Origin of the sequence: Janibacter indicus, from assembly GCF_900176385.1 — a bacterium.
Classification (GTDB): domain Bacteria; phylum Actinomycetota; class Actinomycetes; order Actinomycetales; family Dermatophilaceae; genus Janibacter; species Janibacter indicus.
Genome location: NZ_FWXN01000007.1, coordinates 179,889 through 193,206 on the forward strand (window position 1 = coordinate 179,889; position 13,318 = coordinate 193,206).

Annotated in this window: 15 protein-coding genes; 1 reads left to right on the forward strand and 14 read right to left on the reverse strand. The window is 70.9% G+C overall.

Features of this window, described 5'->3' with window-relative positions; genetic code table 11:
* Positions 1–11: 11 nt before the first annotated feature.
* The 4 genes from dapF to B9B60_RS10230 all read right to left on the reverse strand — a co-directional run bounded on the left by dapF (position 12) and on the right by B9B60_RS10230 (position 3,094).
* Positions 12–881: a diaminopimelate epimerase gene (gene dapF / locus B9B60_RS10215; RefSeq protein WP_084451299.1), complete on the reverse strand. Its 870-nt coding sequence runs from the start codon at positions 879–881 to the stop codon at positions 12–14.
* Positions 878–1,813: a tRNA (adenosine(37)-N6)-dimethylallyltransferase MiaA gene (miaA, locus tag B9B60_RS10220; protein ID WP_143445536.1), complete on the reverse strand. Its 936-nt coding sequence runs from the start codon at positions 1,811–1,813 to the stop codon at positions 878–880. The genes dapF and miaA overlap by 4 nt, the downstream gene beginning before the upstream one ends.
* Positions 1,810–2,394, reverse strand: coding sequence for a peptide deformylase (gene def / locus B9B60_RS10225; protein ID WP_084451348.1), 585 nt, complete (start codon positions 2,392–2,394; stop codon positions 1,810–1,812). Before def ends, miaA begins: the two co-directional genes overlap by 4 nt.
* A 133-nt stretch (positions 2,395–2,527) precedes the next feature.
* Positions 2,528–3,094 (reverse strand): YceI family protein, encoded by a 567-nt coding sequence (locus tag B9B60_RS10230; RefSeq protein WP_084451300.1) that lies wholly within the window; start codon positions 3,092–3,094, stop codon positions 2,528–2,530.
* A gap of 191 nt (positions 3,095–3,285) precedes the next feature.
* On the opposite strand from B9B60_RS10230, the gene B9B60_RS10235 reads away from it, so the two are divergent.
* The gene (locus B9B60_RS10235; RefSeq protein WP_084451349.1) at positions 3,286–3,465 is read left to right on the forward strand and encodes an Rv0909 family putative TA system antitoxin; all 180 of its coding nucleotides are present in this window, start codon (positions 3,286–3,288) and stop codon (positions 3,463–3,465) included.
* 87 nt (positions 3,466–3,552) lie between these two features.
* On the opposite strand, the gene miaB is transcribed toward B9B60_RS10235, so the two are convergent.
* The 10 genes from miaB to B9B60_RS10285 form a co-directional block, all read right to left on the reverse strand.
* Positions 3,553–5,091, reverse strand: a complete 1,539-nt coding sequence (gene miaB / locus B9B60_RS10240; protein WP_084451301.1) for a tRNA (N6-isopentenyl adenosine(37)-C2)-methylthiotransferase MiaB — start codon at positions 5,089–5,091, stop codon at positions 3,553–3,555.
* A 54-nt stretch (positions 5,092–5,145) separates the two neighbouring features.
* The gene (locus B9B60_RS10245) at positions 5,146–5,994 is read right to left on the reverse strand and encodes a transglutaminase family protein (protein WP_084451302.1); all 849 of its coding nucleotides are present in this window, start codon (positions 5,992–5,994) and stop codon (positions 5,146–5,148) included.
* Positions 5,991–6,911, reverse strand: a complete 921-nt coding sequence (locus B9B60_RS10250) for an alpha-E domain-containing protein (protein WP_084451303.1) — start codon at positions 6,909–6,911, stop codon at positions 5,991–5,993. The genes B9B60_RS10245 and B9B60_RS10250 overlap by 4 nt, the downstream gene beginning before the upstream one ends.
* Positions 6,911–8,446 carry a circularly permuted type 2 ATP-grasp protein gene (locus B9B60_RS10255; protein WP_084451350.1) on the reverse strand — a complete coding sequence of 512 codons (1,536 nt, stop codon included), beginning with the start codon at positions 8,444–8,446 and terminating at the stop codon, positions 6,911–6,913. Before B9B60_RS10255 ends, B9B60_RS10250 begins: the two co-directional genes overlap by 1 nt.
* 94 nt (positions 8,447–8,540) lie before the next feature.
* A complete protein-coding gene (locus B9B60_RS10260) occupies positions 8,541–9,161 on the reverse strand; it encodes a regulatory protein RecX (RefSeq protein WP_084451304.1) in 621 nt (206 codons plus the stop codon).
* Between the two features lie 14 nt (positions 9,162–9,175).
* Complete coding sequence (gene recA / locus B9B60_RS10265) at positions 9,176–10,246, reverse strand: recombinase RecA (RefSeq protein ID WP_072624974.1); 1,071 nt, start codon at positions 10,244–10,246, stop codon at positions 9,176–9,178.
* A 231-nt stretch (positions 10,247–10,477) separates the two neighbouring features.
* Positions 10,478–11,266, reverse strand: coding sequence for an ABC transporter permease (locus B9B60_RS10270; RefSeq protein WP_234993834.1), 789 nt, complete (start codon positions 11,264–11,266; stop codon positions 10,478–10,480).
* A complete protein-coding gene (locus B9B60_RS10275) occupies positions 11,263–12,096 on the reverse strand; it encodes an ABC transporter permease (protein WP_084451305.1) in 834 nt (277 codons plus the stop codon). Before B9B60_RS10275 ends, B9B60_RS10270 begins: the two co-directional genes overlap by 4 nt.
* Positions 12,096–13,022, reverse strand: coding sequence for an ABC transporter ATP-binding protein (locus B9B60_RS10280; protein ID WP_084451306.1), 927 nt, complete (start codon positions 13,020–13,022; stop codon positions 12,096–12,098). Before B9B60_RS10280 ends, B9B60_RS10275 begins: the two co-directional genes overlap by 1 nt.
* Positions 13,019–13,273, reverse strand: coding sequence for a DUF3046 domain-containing protein (locus tag B9B60_RS10285; protein ID WP_072624976.1), 255 nt, complete (start codon positions 13,271–13,273; stop codon positions 13,019–13,021). Before B9B60_RS10285 ends, B9B60_RS10280 begins: the two co-directional genes overlap by 4 nt.
* Positions 13,274–13,318: the final 45 nt, after the last annotated feature.

Below are 13,318 nucleotides of genomic sequence, written 5' to 3' on the forward strand. Positions count from 1 at the left end.
GACGAAGGGGGTCACACGAGCGTCGTCGTCCCGTCGGCCACGAGCACGGCTGGTCCGGCGAGCTCCACCTCGCGGCCGGGCAGCAGCCGCACCCGCAGCGTGCCTCCGGGCACCTCGACGGTGCACTCGCTCGAGGCGTCGACGTCGCCGGACCAGAAGGCCGTGCCGATCGCCGCGGCGCACACGCCGGTGCCGCAGGAGCGGGTCTCGCCGACGCCGCGCTCGTGGACGCGCATCGAGATCCGGCCGGGCCCCAGGACCCGCACGAACTCGACGTTGCTGCCCTCCGGAGGCACGGGGTTGACCGCCGGCGGGCGGCGCAGGCGCAGGCCGTTGAGGTTGACGTTGGGCGGCAGCGCGACGACCGTGTGCGGGTTGCCGAGGTCGAGCGAGAGCGCCGAGTAGGGCTCGGTGATGTCCTCGGCCTCCTCGACGTGGACGAGCGCGTCGAAACCCTGCGCCTGGGCCTTCGCCTCGTCGACGAAGCGCCACTGCCCCATGTGCGTCACGACCTGCTCCCCCTCGAAGCGGATCCCCTTGAGACCGGCGCGGGTGGCGATCGAGAACTCGTCGCCGACGAGTCCCTCGCGCCGCAGCCAGGTTGCGAAGACCCGCGTGCCGTTGCCGCACATCTGGGCCAGCGAGCCGTCGTGGTTGCGGTAGTCCATGAACCACTCGGCCTCGCCGGCGAGCGCCCGGACCTCCTCCTCGGCCGCGTCGGCGGTGCGCACGATCCGGATGACGCCGTCGCCACCGATGCCGGCCTGACGGTCGGCGAGCAGGGCGACCTGCGAGGGGGTCAGGTCGAGCTCGGCGTCGAGGTCGGGCACGAGGACGAAGTCGTTTTCGGTCCCGTGGCCCTTGGTGAATCGCAGCGTCATGGGGTCCATTGTGCCGGTCGGGTCGCCAGGCCCACGGCGCTCCCCCGCAGCCCGGGCGCGGCCGCGTCGAGCCACTGCACCCGGGGGTCGGGCCGCAGCCAGGACTCCTGCCGGCGGGCGTAGCGCCGCGTCGCACGCGCGGTGTCGGCGATGGCCTCCTCACGGCCCCAGCGCCCGTCGAGCTCGCCCAGCGCCTGCGCGTAGCCGATCGCCCGTGAGGCGGTGCGCCCGTCGCGCAGCCCGGCGGCGTCGAGACGCCGGACCTCGTCGAGCAGGCCGGCCTCCCACATGGCGCGGGTGCGCCGGTCGATCCGGTCGGTCAGGGCGTCCCAGTCGTCGCGCAGGGCGATGACGAGCGAAGGGCGTCGGTACCGCTTCGTGGGTGCCGTCGCCGAGAAGGGACGGCCGGTGATCTCGACGACCTCGAGCGCGCGGATGATCCGCCGGGTGTTGTTGGGTTCGATGGCGTCTGCGGCTGCCGGGTCGACCTCCCGCAGTCGACGACGAAGGGCGGCGCGCCCCCCTTCGTCCTGCGCCTGCTCCTCGAGCCGGGCCCGCACGGCGGGGTCGGTGGGCGGGATGTCGAGGTGGTCGAGCGCGGCCCGGACGTAGAGCCCGGAGCCACCGGCGAGGACCGGCACGCGTCCACGCCCGAGGATGTCGACGATCGCGGCCTCGGCCCGGGCCTGGAAGTCGGCCAGCGTGGCCTCGTCGGTCACCTCGAGGACGTCGAGGAGGTGGTGCGGGACCCCGCGCCGCTGGGCGACGGGCAGCTTGTTGGTCCCGATGTCCATGCCCCGGTAGAGCTGCATGGCGTCGGCGTTGACCACCTCGCCGCCGAGCTCCTCGGCGAGGTCGAGCGCGAGGTCGGACTTGCCGGTGGCGGTGGCCCCGACGACGGCGACGACCTCGGGGCGGTGCAGCCCGCTCACTCCTCGTCGTCGTGCCCGAAGGGGTCGGGCCCCTCGCCGGGCAGCCAGGTGTTGCCGGGCACGCCCCAGCCCTCGGCCTTGATCGCCTTGCGCGCCTTCTTCTTCCACTTGTCACCCAGCCGGTCGACGTAGAGGAAGCCGTTGAGGTGGTCGTACTCGTGCTGCATGCAGCGGGCGAACCACCCGGTGGCCGAGAAGGCGATCTCCTTGCCGTCCCAGTCGTAGCCGGTCACCTCGGCGCGCTCACCCCGACGAAGGGGGAAGGAGTAGCCGGGGACGGACAGGCAGCCCTCGGACTCGTGGTCGCGGTCCGGTTCACCGACCGCCGGCTTGCTCGCCTTGACGTAGGGGTTGATGACGTGGCCGAGGGAGGGCACGCCGTCCTCGTTGGCCATGCTCCACGTGTAGATCCGCAGGCCGATCCCGATCTGTGGGGCGGCGAGGCCGACGCCGTGGGCGGCCTCCTGGGTGGCGTACATGTCCTCGACGAGGGTGCGCAGCTCGGCGTCGAAGTCGGTGACCGGCTGGGCGCGGGTGTGCAGCACCGGCTCGCCGCAGATGGTGATGGGGTGGATCGTCATGGTCGGCATCGTATGTCGCCACGGCGCGCGGTCGGCACCTGCACGCAGGACGACGCCGGGACCGGACAGGGGGTTCCGGCCCCGGCGTCGCGGGGTGTGTCCGGCGTCAGTGCTGCCGGACGGTCTGGGGGCCTCAGGCCTGCTTGATGGCCGAGAGGTCGAGGGTGAGGGTGACCTTCTTCGAGACGAGGACGCCACCGGTCTCGAGCGCGGCGTTCCAGGTGAGGCCGAAGTCCTCACGGTCGACGTCGGTGCGGGCGGTGAAGCCGGCGCGGATGTTGCCGAAGGGGTCCTGGGCGGTGCCCTCGTACTCGGCGGCGAGCTCGACCTGGCGGGTGACGCCCTTGATCGTCAGGTCGCCGACGAGGGTGAACTCCTCGCCCTTGACGTCCTTGATGCCCGTGCTGGCGAAGGTGATGACGGGGTTGTTGTCGACGTCGAAGAAGTCGGCCGACTTCAGGTGGCCGTCGCGGTCGGCGGAGCCGGAGTCGATCGAGGCGACCTGCATCGTGGCGGTCGCGGTCGAGGCGGCGAAGTCCTCGGCGACGGTGACCGTGCCCTCCAGCTCGCGGAAGTAGCCGCGGACCTTGGTGACCATCGCGTGGCGGGCGACGAAGCCGACCTCGGAGTGGCTGGCGTCGAGGACGTAGGTACCGGCGGCCAGGTCGGCGAGGGGGGTGATGGCGGTGGACTCGGTCATGAGGTGCTCCTTGCGATGTTGGGGGGTGTCTGGGTGCACACACGACAGTAGACCTGCTTTGTTGTCGTGTCAACTATTGGATTTTCAACGACATGTACATGCTTCGCCCCCAGCGGTTGAAGCGCGCGGGATGACGTGTTTGGCTGGTGGCACGGCCCGTCACCGGGCAGCCCGACACGAAGGAGAACACCATGGGCTTCGACGATCTGAAGGGCAAGACCACCGACGCGCTGGGCGACCACAGCGACAAGGTCGAGCAGGTGAGCGACCAGGGCCTCGACAAGGCCGGCGAGTTCGCTGAGGGCAAGGGTGCCAGCTCCGAACACGCCGACAAGGGCAAGGACTTCCTCGACGGCAAGATCGGCGAGTGAGGCTGCCTCACTGACAGCACGAAGGGGGCTGGTCACCGTGACGGTGACCAGCCCCCTTCGTCGTGCTCGGGTGGTGCGGGCGAGGCCTCAGGCCCCGCAGGCCGGACCGGTGGTCGCCACCGGTGCCGGAGCGCCGATGCTCGGCATGCCCAGGCTGACACCGGGCTTGGCCACCGCGCCCTCGGCACTCTTGTCCTGCAGCGCCGCCCACGCGTCGCCGCCGCGCGTGCGCCGCACCGGGAAGGCCCCGCCCTCGAGCGCCGAGTCGGCGACGAGGTGGTGCGGGGCGCCATAGGTGACGCCGACGGTCACCATGTCGCCGGGGCGCGGACGCTCCGCCTCGGGCAGGTCCTCCGGCAGGGCGAAGTGGACGAGCCGGTTGTCGGGCGCGCGGCCGCTGAGGCGCGCGGTCTCGCGGTCCTTGCGCCCCTCCCCCGTCGCGACGAGGACCTCGAGCTCACGACCCTCCTGCTCGCGGTTGCCGACCCAGGAGATCTCGTCCTGCAGTGCGACGAGCCGCTCGTAGCGTTCCTGGACGACCGCCTTGGGCACCTGGTCGGGCATCGTCGCCGCCGGCGTGCCGGGCCGGATCGAGTACTGGAAGGTGAAGGCGGAGCTGAAGCGCGACTCGCGCACGACCCGCAGCGTCTCCTCGAAGTCGTCGTCCGTCTCCCCGGGGAAGCCGACGATGATGTCGGTCGTGATCGCCGCGTCGGGGATGCGGTCGCGGACGCGCTCGATGATCCCGAGGAAGCGCTCGGAGCGGTAGCTGCGACGCATCGCCTTCAGGACCCGGTCGGAGCCGGACTGGAGGGGCATGTGCAGGCTCGGCATGACATTGGGCGTCTCGGCCATCGCGTCGATGACGTCGTCGGTGAAGGCGGCGGGGTGCGGGCTGGTGAAGCGCACCCGCTCCAGACCGTCGATGTCGCCGCAGGCCCGCAGCAGCTTGCCGAAGGCGAGCCGGTCGCCGAACTCGACGCCGTAGCTGTTGACGTTCTGGCCCAGGAGGGTGACCTCGACAACGCCCTGCGCGACGAGCGCCTCCACCTCGGCGAGGATCTCGCCGGGACGGCGGTCCTTCTCCTTGCCCCGCAGCGCCGGGACGATGCAGAAGGTGCAGGTGTTGTTGCACCCGACGGAGATCGAGGTCCAGCCCGAGTAGGCCGAGTCACGGCGGGTCGGCAGGGTCGAGGGGAAGGTCTCGAGGGCCTCGAGGATCTCGACCTGCGCCTCCTCGTTGTGGCGGGCCCGGTCGAGCAGCGCCGGCAGCGAGCCGATGTTGTGGGTGCCGAAGACGACGTCGACCCAGGGGGCGCGCTCGACGATCGTGTCGCGGTCCTTCTGCGCCATGCAGCCACCGACGGCGATCTGCAGGTCGGGGTGGCGCTGCTTGAGCGGACGCAGCTGCCCGAGGTTGCCGTAGAGCTTGTTGTCGGCATTTTCGCGGACGGCGCAGGTGTTGAAGACGACGACGTCGGCGACCTCCCCGCGCTCGTCGGCGGGCAGGCTCGCGCGGTCGACGTAGCCGGCGGTCTCGAGGAGGCCGGCGAGTCGCTCGGAGTCGTGAACGTTCATCTGGCACCCGTGGGTGCGCACGTCGTAGGTCTTTGGCGTTGCAGTCATGACCCGTCAAGGGTACGTCGGACGAAGGGGGTGCCCCTCCCCCTTCGTCCGTGGTCACCCGATCCGGGTGTAGGTGATCTCGAGATCGAGGTCGGTGACCTCGGGGCCGACGAACATCCCACGGAAGGGGGCGACGTCGTCGTAGTCGCGGCCGCGGCCGACGACGACGTGGTCGAGACCGACGCTACCGAGGTTGGTCGGGTCGAGCGGGTGCCAGCCGCCGTCCCACAGCTCGACCCAGGCGTGGCTGCGCGCCGGGACGCTCTCGCCTCGCTCGACCTCGGCCTCGTCGACGGTGAGGTAGCCGCTGACGTAGCGGGCGGGGATGCCGATGGCACGCAGCGCGCCGAGCGTGACGTGGGCGAAGTCCTGGCAGACACCGCGCCGCCCCTCCCAGACGTCGGCTGCGGTGGCCTGCCAACCGGTGATGCCGCGCTCGTAGGTCAGCGCCGCGTGGATCCGCTCGACGACGTCCAGCGCCGCCTTGCGCGGGGTCGGCGCGTCGGCGAACTCCTCGGCCAGCGCGACGACGTGCGGGGGCGGCACCGTCCGGTCGGTCTGCGCGAGGTACTCGCTCAGCCGGTCGCCGGTGGTCTCGGAGAGCACGGCGTCCCACCCGCTGGCCTCCGCCTCGACGGGCAGGGTGGAGCGTTCGACGGTGCTCGTCGCCTCGATCTCGAGGAAGTCGTGGGGGGTCTGCGACTCCATGGCCATGACCTGCGTACCCCAGTGGTCCTCGTAGACGTGGCTCCACGTCAGGGGCTTGACGCGGACCCGGGCCTCGAGGGTGGCCTGCCCGGGCTCGTTGACCGGGATCATCCGCAGCTCGTTGTGCGCGGCGGTGACCTCGCCGTCGTAGCGCATCGTCGTGCGGTGGACGATGCGGTGTCGCCTGGTGCTCAAAGGATCTCTCCCGTCCACTCCTGGACCGGCGCGGACATGAAGTAGCGCGCGCCGATCGCGTCCGATGCGTCCACGACCGCCTGCTGGACCTCCTGCATCCGATCGGGCAGGTCGTGCAGGACCCGGTCGGGGTTGCTGAACTCGAGCGACGTGCGGGCCTGCCCGAGGATGCGTCGGGCCTCGTCGGAGAAGCCCACGCGGTCCTTGTCCGGGGACAGCACGGTCAGGCGCTCCTCGGCCTCGCGCAGCGCCGCGATGACCGAGCGCGGGAAGCGGCGGTCGAGGGTGAGGAAGGCCGCGGCCGTGCGGTCGGTGACGACGCCACGCATCGTGCGCAGCATCGCCTGCTGGGCCCCGCAGCTGGCGAGGACCGAGCCCCACCCGGGGCCGAAGTCGCTCGCGCCGGTGGCGACGAGCCGCGCGGTCATGTCGGCGCGCTCGAGGGCCCGCCCCAGCACGAGGAAGTCCCAGGCGTCGTCGTGGCTCATCGTCGTGTCGGCCAGGCCGTCGACGAGGGCCGAGCGTTCGCGCACCCACCCCAGGTGGTGCTGGGTGGCCGGGCCGCGGGTGAAGGAGTTGAACCGGTGGTAGGTGGTGTTGATGGCCTCCCACATCTCGGTGGAGACCGTCTCGCGGGCACGTCGCGCATTTTCGCGGGCCGCGTGCCACGAGCCGGTGACGGAGTTGGGGTTGGCCGTGTCGAAGAAGAGCGTGCGGCTGGTGCCCTCGTAGTCGACCTCGCCCACCTCGTCGTAGCCCATGATGCCGCGCAGCACCATCGTGCAGGCGGTCTGCTCGTCGGCGGCGGGGTCCTCGAGCAGCTGCAGGCGCAGCACGTCGACGATGCGGGCGGTGCCGTCGGCCCGCTCGACGTAGCGACCGATCCAGAAGAGGGAGTCGGCGATCCGGCTGAGCATCAGAGGGCCTCCTCGCCGCGGTCCGGCGACTGGGTCTGGGACTGGGTCTGGGACGCGACGTCTCCTCGCTCGTGGGAGCCGGTCCCGGTGCCGAGGAAGATCACCTCGCGCTCCTCGGTGTCGTGCGGCAGCCGGTTGTAGCGGCCGGCGAGGACCCAGGTGTCCTTGGACCCGCCCCCCTGGCTGGAGTTGACGACGAGCTGGCCCTCGGGCAGCGCCACGCGCGTCAGGCCACCCGGCAGGACCTGCACGTCGTTGCCGTCGTTGACGGCGAAGGGGCGCAGGTCGACGTGGCGGGGGCGCAGCTGGCCGTCGATGAGCGTCGGCACCGTCGAGAGCTGGACCACGGGCTGGGCGATCCAGCCGCGGGGGTCGTCGAGGAGCTTGGCACGCAGCTCGGTGAGCTCGTCGCCAGTGGCCCTGGGCCCGATGACCAGCCCCTTGCCCCCGGAGCCGTCGACCGGCTTGACGACCATCTCGTCGAGGCGACCGAGCACCTCCTGCAGGGCCGCCGGCTCGTTGAGCCGGTAGGTGTCGACATTGGGCAGGATCGGGTCCTCGCCGAGGTAGTAGCGGGTGAGGTCGGGGATGTAGGAGTAGACGAGCTTGTCGTCGGCCACGCCGTTGCCGATGGCATTGGCCAGGGTGACCCGCCCGGCGCGCACGGCCGAGATGAGGCCGGTGACGCCGAGCATCGAGTCCCGCCGGAAGTGGACCGGGTCGAGGAAGTCGTCGTCGATGCGCCGGTAGATGACGTCGACGCGCTCCTCGCCGTGGGTCGTGCGCATGCGCACCTCACCACCGCGCACGACGAGGTCGCGACCCTCGACGAGCTCGACGCCCATCATCCGGGCGATGAGGGTGTGCTCGAAGTAGGCGCTGTTGTAGACGCCCGGGGTGAGCACGACGACCGTCGGGTCGGCACGGCCCTCGGGCGCCGAGGCACGCAGCGCCTGCAGGAGCATGCGCGGGTAGTCGTGGACCGGCCGGATGCGCATCGTCGCGAAGGCCTCGGGGAAGACATTGGTCATCGCGCGGCGGTTGGCGATGACGTAGGAGACGCCCGAGGGCACCCGGACGTTGTCCTCGAGGACGCGGAAGGTGCCGCCCTCGTCGCGGATGAGGTCGATGCCGCTGACGTGGGCCCGGACGCCGCCCGGCGGGCGCAGTCCGGTGACGGCCCGGTGGTAGTGGCTGGAGGTGGCAATGAGCTTCCACGGGACGAGGCCGTCCTCGACCGCCCGGGGCAGGCCGCTGGGCCGGCTGTAGATGTCGTCGAGGAAGGCCTCGAGCACCTTGACCCGCTGGGCCACGCCCTCCTCGACGGTGTGCCAGGCATCGGCGTCGATGACGCGCGGCACCGCGTCGAGCGGGAAGGGCCGCTCCTCGCCCGCGTGGTCGAAGGTCACGCCCTGCTCGAAGAACATGCGAGCCAACGCGTCGGCCCGCTCCTTGAGCTCGCCGGGCGCCATCGAGCGCAGGGTGTGGTGGATCGGCTTGTAGGGCTGCCGGGGCTCGCCTGCGTCGTCGAGCATCTCGTCCCACGCCGCACCGCGTGCGTAGGTCCCGAAGAGGGAGTCGCTGTCAGTCACAGCGCCCACCCTACGCACGCCGCACACCCGACGGGCACTAGTCGCGCTGGTGCTCCGGCTCGGCGTCGAGCGCCTCGGTGATGACCACTCTGGCGACGTCGTGGCCGTAGCCCTTGCGGGCGAGCATGCCGCCCAGCCGGCGGGTCTGGACGGTCCGGTCCAGGCCGTGCATCGAGCGCAGCTTTTTGGCGACGAGCTCGTGCGCGCGAGCCCGCTCGTCCTCCGGGTCGACCTCGTCGAGGAGCGACTGCGCGAGCTCGTCGTCGACGCCCTTGGCCCGCAGCTCGTGCGAGATCGCCCGTCGAGCCAGCCCGCGGCCGGCCTGCTTGGACCGGATGAAGGCCTGCGCGTAGGCCTCGTCGTCGACGAGCCCGACCTCCTCGAAGCGGTCGAGCACCTCGCGGGCGACCTCGGGCGGGCAGCCCTTGCGGGTCAGCGCCTCCTGCAGCTGCTTGCGGCTCTTGGGCGCACCGGTCAGCTGACGCAGGACGACCGCTCGGGCGACCGCGTGCGGGTCGGCGTCGGCATCGCCCTGCGGGCCCTGTGGGTCGGGGCGGGGCGGCTCACCTGCACGCTCCTCGATGGCGGAGACCGCCGCGCGCAGGCCCTCGAGTCGCTCGTGGGTGCGCGCGGCGGTCGGCCGGTCGTGCTCGCTCATGGGTTGGGACCTGATCAGAAGTCGACCGGGACCTCGGCCGGCGTCTCCTCCTCGGCCTCGGGCTGGACCCCGATGCCGAGCTTGGTCTTGATCTTGGTCTCGATCTCCTCGCCGAGCTGTGGGTTGTCCTTGAGGAACTTGCGGGCATTTTCCTTGCCCTGGCCCAGCTGATCGCCCTCGTAGGTGTACCAGGCACCGGCCTTGCGGATGAAGCCGTGCTCGACACCCATGTCGATGAGCCCACCCTCGCGGGAGATGCCCTGCCCGTAGAGGATGTCGAACTCGGCCTGCTTGAAGGGCGGGGAGACCTTGTTCTTGACGACCTTGACGCGGGTGCGGTTGCCGACCGGGTCGGTGCCGTCCTTGAGCGTCTCGATGCGTCGCACGTCGAGCCGGACCGAGGCGTAGAACTTCAGCGCCTTGCCACCGGTGGTCGTCTCGGGCGAGCCGAACATGACGCCGATCTTTTCGCGGAGCTGGTTGATGAAGATCGCCGTCGTACCGGAGCTGTTGAGCGCACCGGTGATCTTGCGCAGCGCCTGGCTCATCAGCCGGGCCTGCAGACCCACGTGGCTGTCACCCATCTCGCCCTCGATCTCGGCGCGCGGCACGAGCGCCGCGACGGAGTCGATGACGATGATGTCGAGCGCACCCGAGCGGATGAGCATGTCGGCGATCTCGAGCGCCTGCTCACCGGTGTCGGGCTGGCTGACGAGGAGGGCGTCGGTGTCGACACCGAGCTTCTTGGCGTACTCGGGGTCGAGCGCGTGCTCGGCGTCGATGAAGGCGGCGATGCCGCCGGCGCGCTGGGCGTTGGCCACGGCGTGCAGGGCCACGGTCGTCTTACCGGAGGACTCCGGACCGTAGACCTCGACGACCCGTCCGCGGGGCAGGCCGCCGATGCCGAGGGCCACGTCGAGCGCGATCGCACCGGTCGGGATGACCGCGATGGGCGGGCGCACGTCGTCACCCAGGCGCATCACCGCGCCCTTGCCATGCTGCTTCTCGATCTGGCCCATGACGTTGTCGAGGGACTTGAGCTTTTGCTCGTGGAGCTTGCTGTCGATGGCGGTGACCTCAGCCATGCCACACCTTCCTTGTCGTCGTGTCGGGCGCGTCCACCGGCGACCAGGTCCACACGGTCGGACGTGTCGTGCGCTCTGGTCAGACGCTAGGGGCCGCCACCGACAACGGTCCGCAGCTGCCGTGGGGCTGTGGACACCGGTGCTGTCGATCGGGCACCTGTGGACAACCGTAGCCGAACACGTGTTCGAGGTCGGGAGCGACGCCCCGACACGCCGCACTCCCCCTTCGGACTACGAACGCAGGAGGGTCTCGATCCGTCGCGAGGTCGCCCAGACACCGACCGCGCCGAGCGCGACGAGGTAGCCGACGTGCCACAGCAGGCCCCACCCGACCTCGCCGAGCATGAGCCCACGCTCCAGCGCCACCCCGTGGTAGAGCGGCGTCGCCTGGACGATCGGCTGCGCCCACCCGGGGTAGGTCCCGAGGGGGAAGAAGGTCGCCGACAGCAGGAAGAGTGGCTGGATGACGAGCATGACCCAGTCGAAGTCCACCCACGAGCGCATGAAGGTCGTCGCGAACATGCCCACGGCCGAGAAGGCCAGCCCGATGAAGACCGCCGCCGGCACGGCGAGGAGCGACCACCACGACTCGACAACGCCGACCGCGAGGGCCACGAGGTAGAAGACGAGCGCGTAGACCCCACCCCGGATGAGCGACCAGACGACCTCGCCGACGGCGATGTCGCGCGGGACCAGCGGGGTCGCGAGCATCGCGTCGTAGATGCGGGCGTAGCGCAGCTTGAAGAAGACGTTGAAGGTCGAGTCCATGATCGCGCCGTTCATCGCCGACGCGGCGAGCATGGCCGGCGCGACGAAGGCCGCGTAGGCGACCTCCTGCCCGCCGTCGGTCACGACGACGGGCACGAGCGACCCGACCCCGATGCCCAGGGAGAGCAGGTAGAAGACCGGCTCGGCGAAGCCGGTGACGAAGGCGGCCCACTGGCGCCGGAAGCCGACGACATTGCGCTCGACGACCGAGCGCCACATCGCCAGGCCGGGCGTGAGGACGCCGGTGCTCACGAGACCAGCCTGCGCGTCATGCCGGCGCGGGCGTAGACCCAGCCGGCGCCGACGAAGAGCACCAGCACGGCCAGGTGCACGAGGTCGAAGGGGGCGAAGCTCCCGTGGGCGGCAGCCCGGCACAGCTCCACGCCGTGCCACAGCGGGGTCACCCAGGCGAGCACCTCGAGGACGATCGGCAGGCGCTCGACGGGGAAGAAGGCGCCGGAGAAGAGCATGAGGGGCGTGATGACGAGCCGGTAGACGACGTTGAAGGAGGAGTCCCCCTTCGCCCGGGCCGTGAAGCCGAAGAGCGGCACCGCGAAGGCGAGCGTCACGAGCACACCGATCGGCACCGCGAGCAGCACCCACCACGACGTGAAGCTGCCGAAGAGCGCGGCCACGAGGACGAAGGCGGCCGCGGCGAACCCACCCTGCGCGGCGATGACGGCGAGGTGACCGAGGAGGAGGTCGCTCACCGTGAGCGGGGTGGCGAGCATCGAGTGGTACATGCGGTTCCACGTGAAGAGCCCGTAGACCGGGTAGGTCGACTCGCTCACCGCCGTCATCATCGCCTGGACCGCGATCATCGCCGGGGCCACGAAGAGCAGGTAGGGCACGCCGTCGACCCCGCCGGACGCGTCGTCGACGAGCGAGCCGAGCCCGATCCCCATGGCCAGCAGGAAGAGCAGCGGCATGACGAAGCGGCTGAAGACCGACCCCATCCACGTGCGCCGGTAGACGAGTCCGAAGTAGGCGGCCACGGCCCCCACCCGCTCCGCCGGACGAAGGGGGGACCGCTCGCCGTGGACGTGGCGCGAGGTGGGACTCTGCAGCTGGACGGTCGCCATCAGTCGACGAGCGTCCGTCCGGTGAGGTGCAGGAAGACGTCCTCGAGGCTCGACCGGCGCACGATCGAGGAGACGGGCTGCAGGCCGCGCGCGTGCACCGCCTCGAGGGTGCCGTCGCCGTGGTCGGTGTAGACGAGCAGGCGGTCGGGCAGGGCCTCGACGCGCTCGCCGATGCCCTCGACGAGGTCGGCCGCGTGGAGGTGGTCGTCGACCGGCAGGCGCAGCTCGAGCACCTCTCTCGTGGAGTGCGTCTGGATGAGCGAGCGGGGTGAGCCCTCGGCGACGATCCGACCGTGGTCCATGACGACGAGCCGGTCGCACAGCTGCTCGGCCTCGTCCATGTAGTGCGTCGTGATGATGAGCGTGACGCCCTGGCGCTTGAGCCGGAAGAGGCGGTCCCACAGCACGTGCCGGGCCTGCGGGTCAAGGCCGGTCGTCGGCTCGTCGAGCAGGAGGATCTCGGGGTTGTTGATCAGGGAGCGGGCGATCGTCAGGCGGCGCTTCATGCCACCGGACAAGGGCTCGACCTTGTCCTTGCGGCGCTCGGTGAGCTGGGCGAAGTCGAGCAGCTCGTCGGTGCGCTCGCGGATGACCTTGCGCGGCAGGCCGAAGTAGCGGCCGTAGACGTGCAGATTTTCCTCGACGGTGATCTCCTCGTCGAGGTTGTCCTGCTGGGGGCAGTTGCCCAGGCGCGCGCGCACGACCGCGCCGTCGGCCACCGGGTCGAGGCCGAAGATCCGCAGTTCGCCCCCGGTCGGGGGCGAGGTCGCGGCGACCATCTTCATCGTCGAGGACTTGCCGGCGCCGTTGGGGCCGAGGAAGCCGAAGGACTCGCCACGGGTCACCTGCACGTCGATGCCGTCGACCGCGGTGAAGTCGCCGAAGGTCTTGGTCAGACCCGAGGCGCTCAGCAGGACGTCGTTCACTCCGGCACCTCGTTGGCGATCTCGGGCGGGACGGGCATCGGCTCGCGGTCGACCCCGAGCCGCCGGTGCGGCGGGATGTCGAGGTCCTCGCACAGGGCCTCCCACACCAGGCGCGGGGACTCCCCTTCGTCCAGGGCGGTGGCGACCGTGCGGTCACCGAGCGCCTGGACCACGTGGCCACGCGCCAGCGTGTGGGCATAGGCCGCCCCGAACTCGTCCTCCATGAGGGTCCAGAAGTGGCTCAGCCGCATCCGGCGAGTGTAGGTGCCTTCCGGCAGGCATACTGCAGCCACGAC

What these genes read in the sequence shown, in the direction of transcription:
- B9B60_RS10285 (WP_072624976.1), bottom strand. Translation starts at nt 13,273, where the DNA reads ATGCGGCTGAGCCACTTCTGGACCCTCATGGAGGACGAGTTCGGGGCG.
- B9B60_RS10250 (WP_084451303.1), bottom strand. Translation starts at nt 6,911, where the DNA reads ATGCTCAGCCGGATCGCCGACTCCCTCTTCTGGATCGGTCGCTACGTC.
- B9B60_RS10230 (WP_084451300.1), bottom strand. Translation starts at nt 3,094, where the DNA reads ATGACCGAGTCCACCGCCATCACCCCCCTCGCCGACCTGGCCGCCGGT.
- B9B60_RS10235 (WP_084451349.1), top strand. Translation starts at nt 3,286, where the DNA reads ATGGGCTTCGACGATCTGAAGGGCAAGACCACCGACGCGCTGGGCGAC.
- miaB (WP_084451301.1), bottom strand. Translation starts at nt 5,091, where the DNA reads ATGACTGCAACGCCAAAGACCTACGACGTGCGCACCCACGGGTGCCAG.
- dapF (WP_084451299.1), bottom strand. Translation starts at nt 881, where the DNA reads ATGACGCTGCGATTCACCAAGGGCCACGGGACCGAAAACGACTTCGTC.
- def (WP_084451348.1), bottom strand. Translation starts at nt 2,394, where the DNA reads ATGACGATCCACCCCATCACCATCTGCGGCGAGCCGGTGCTGCACACC.
- B9B60_RS10260 (WP_084451304.1), bottom strand. Translation starts at nt 9,161, where the DNA reads ATGAGCGAGCACGACCGGCCGACCGCCGCGCGCACCCACGAGCGACTC.
- recA (WP_072624974.1), bottom strand. Translation starts at nt 10,246, where the DNA reads ATGGCTGAGGTCACCGCCATCGACAGCAAGCTCCACGAGCAAAAGCTC.
- B9B60_RS10255 (WP_084451350.1), bottom strand. Translation starts at nt 8,446, where the DNA reads ATGCTCGACGACGCAGGCGAGCCCCGGCAGCCCTACAAGCCGATCCAC.
- B9B60_RS10275 (WP_084451305.1), bottom strand. Translation starts at nt 12,096, where the DNA reads ATGGCGACCGTCCAGCTGCAGAGTCCCACCTCGCGCCACGTCCACGGC.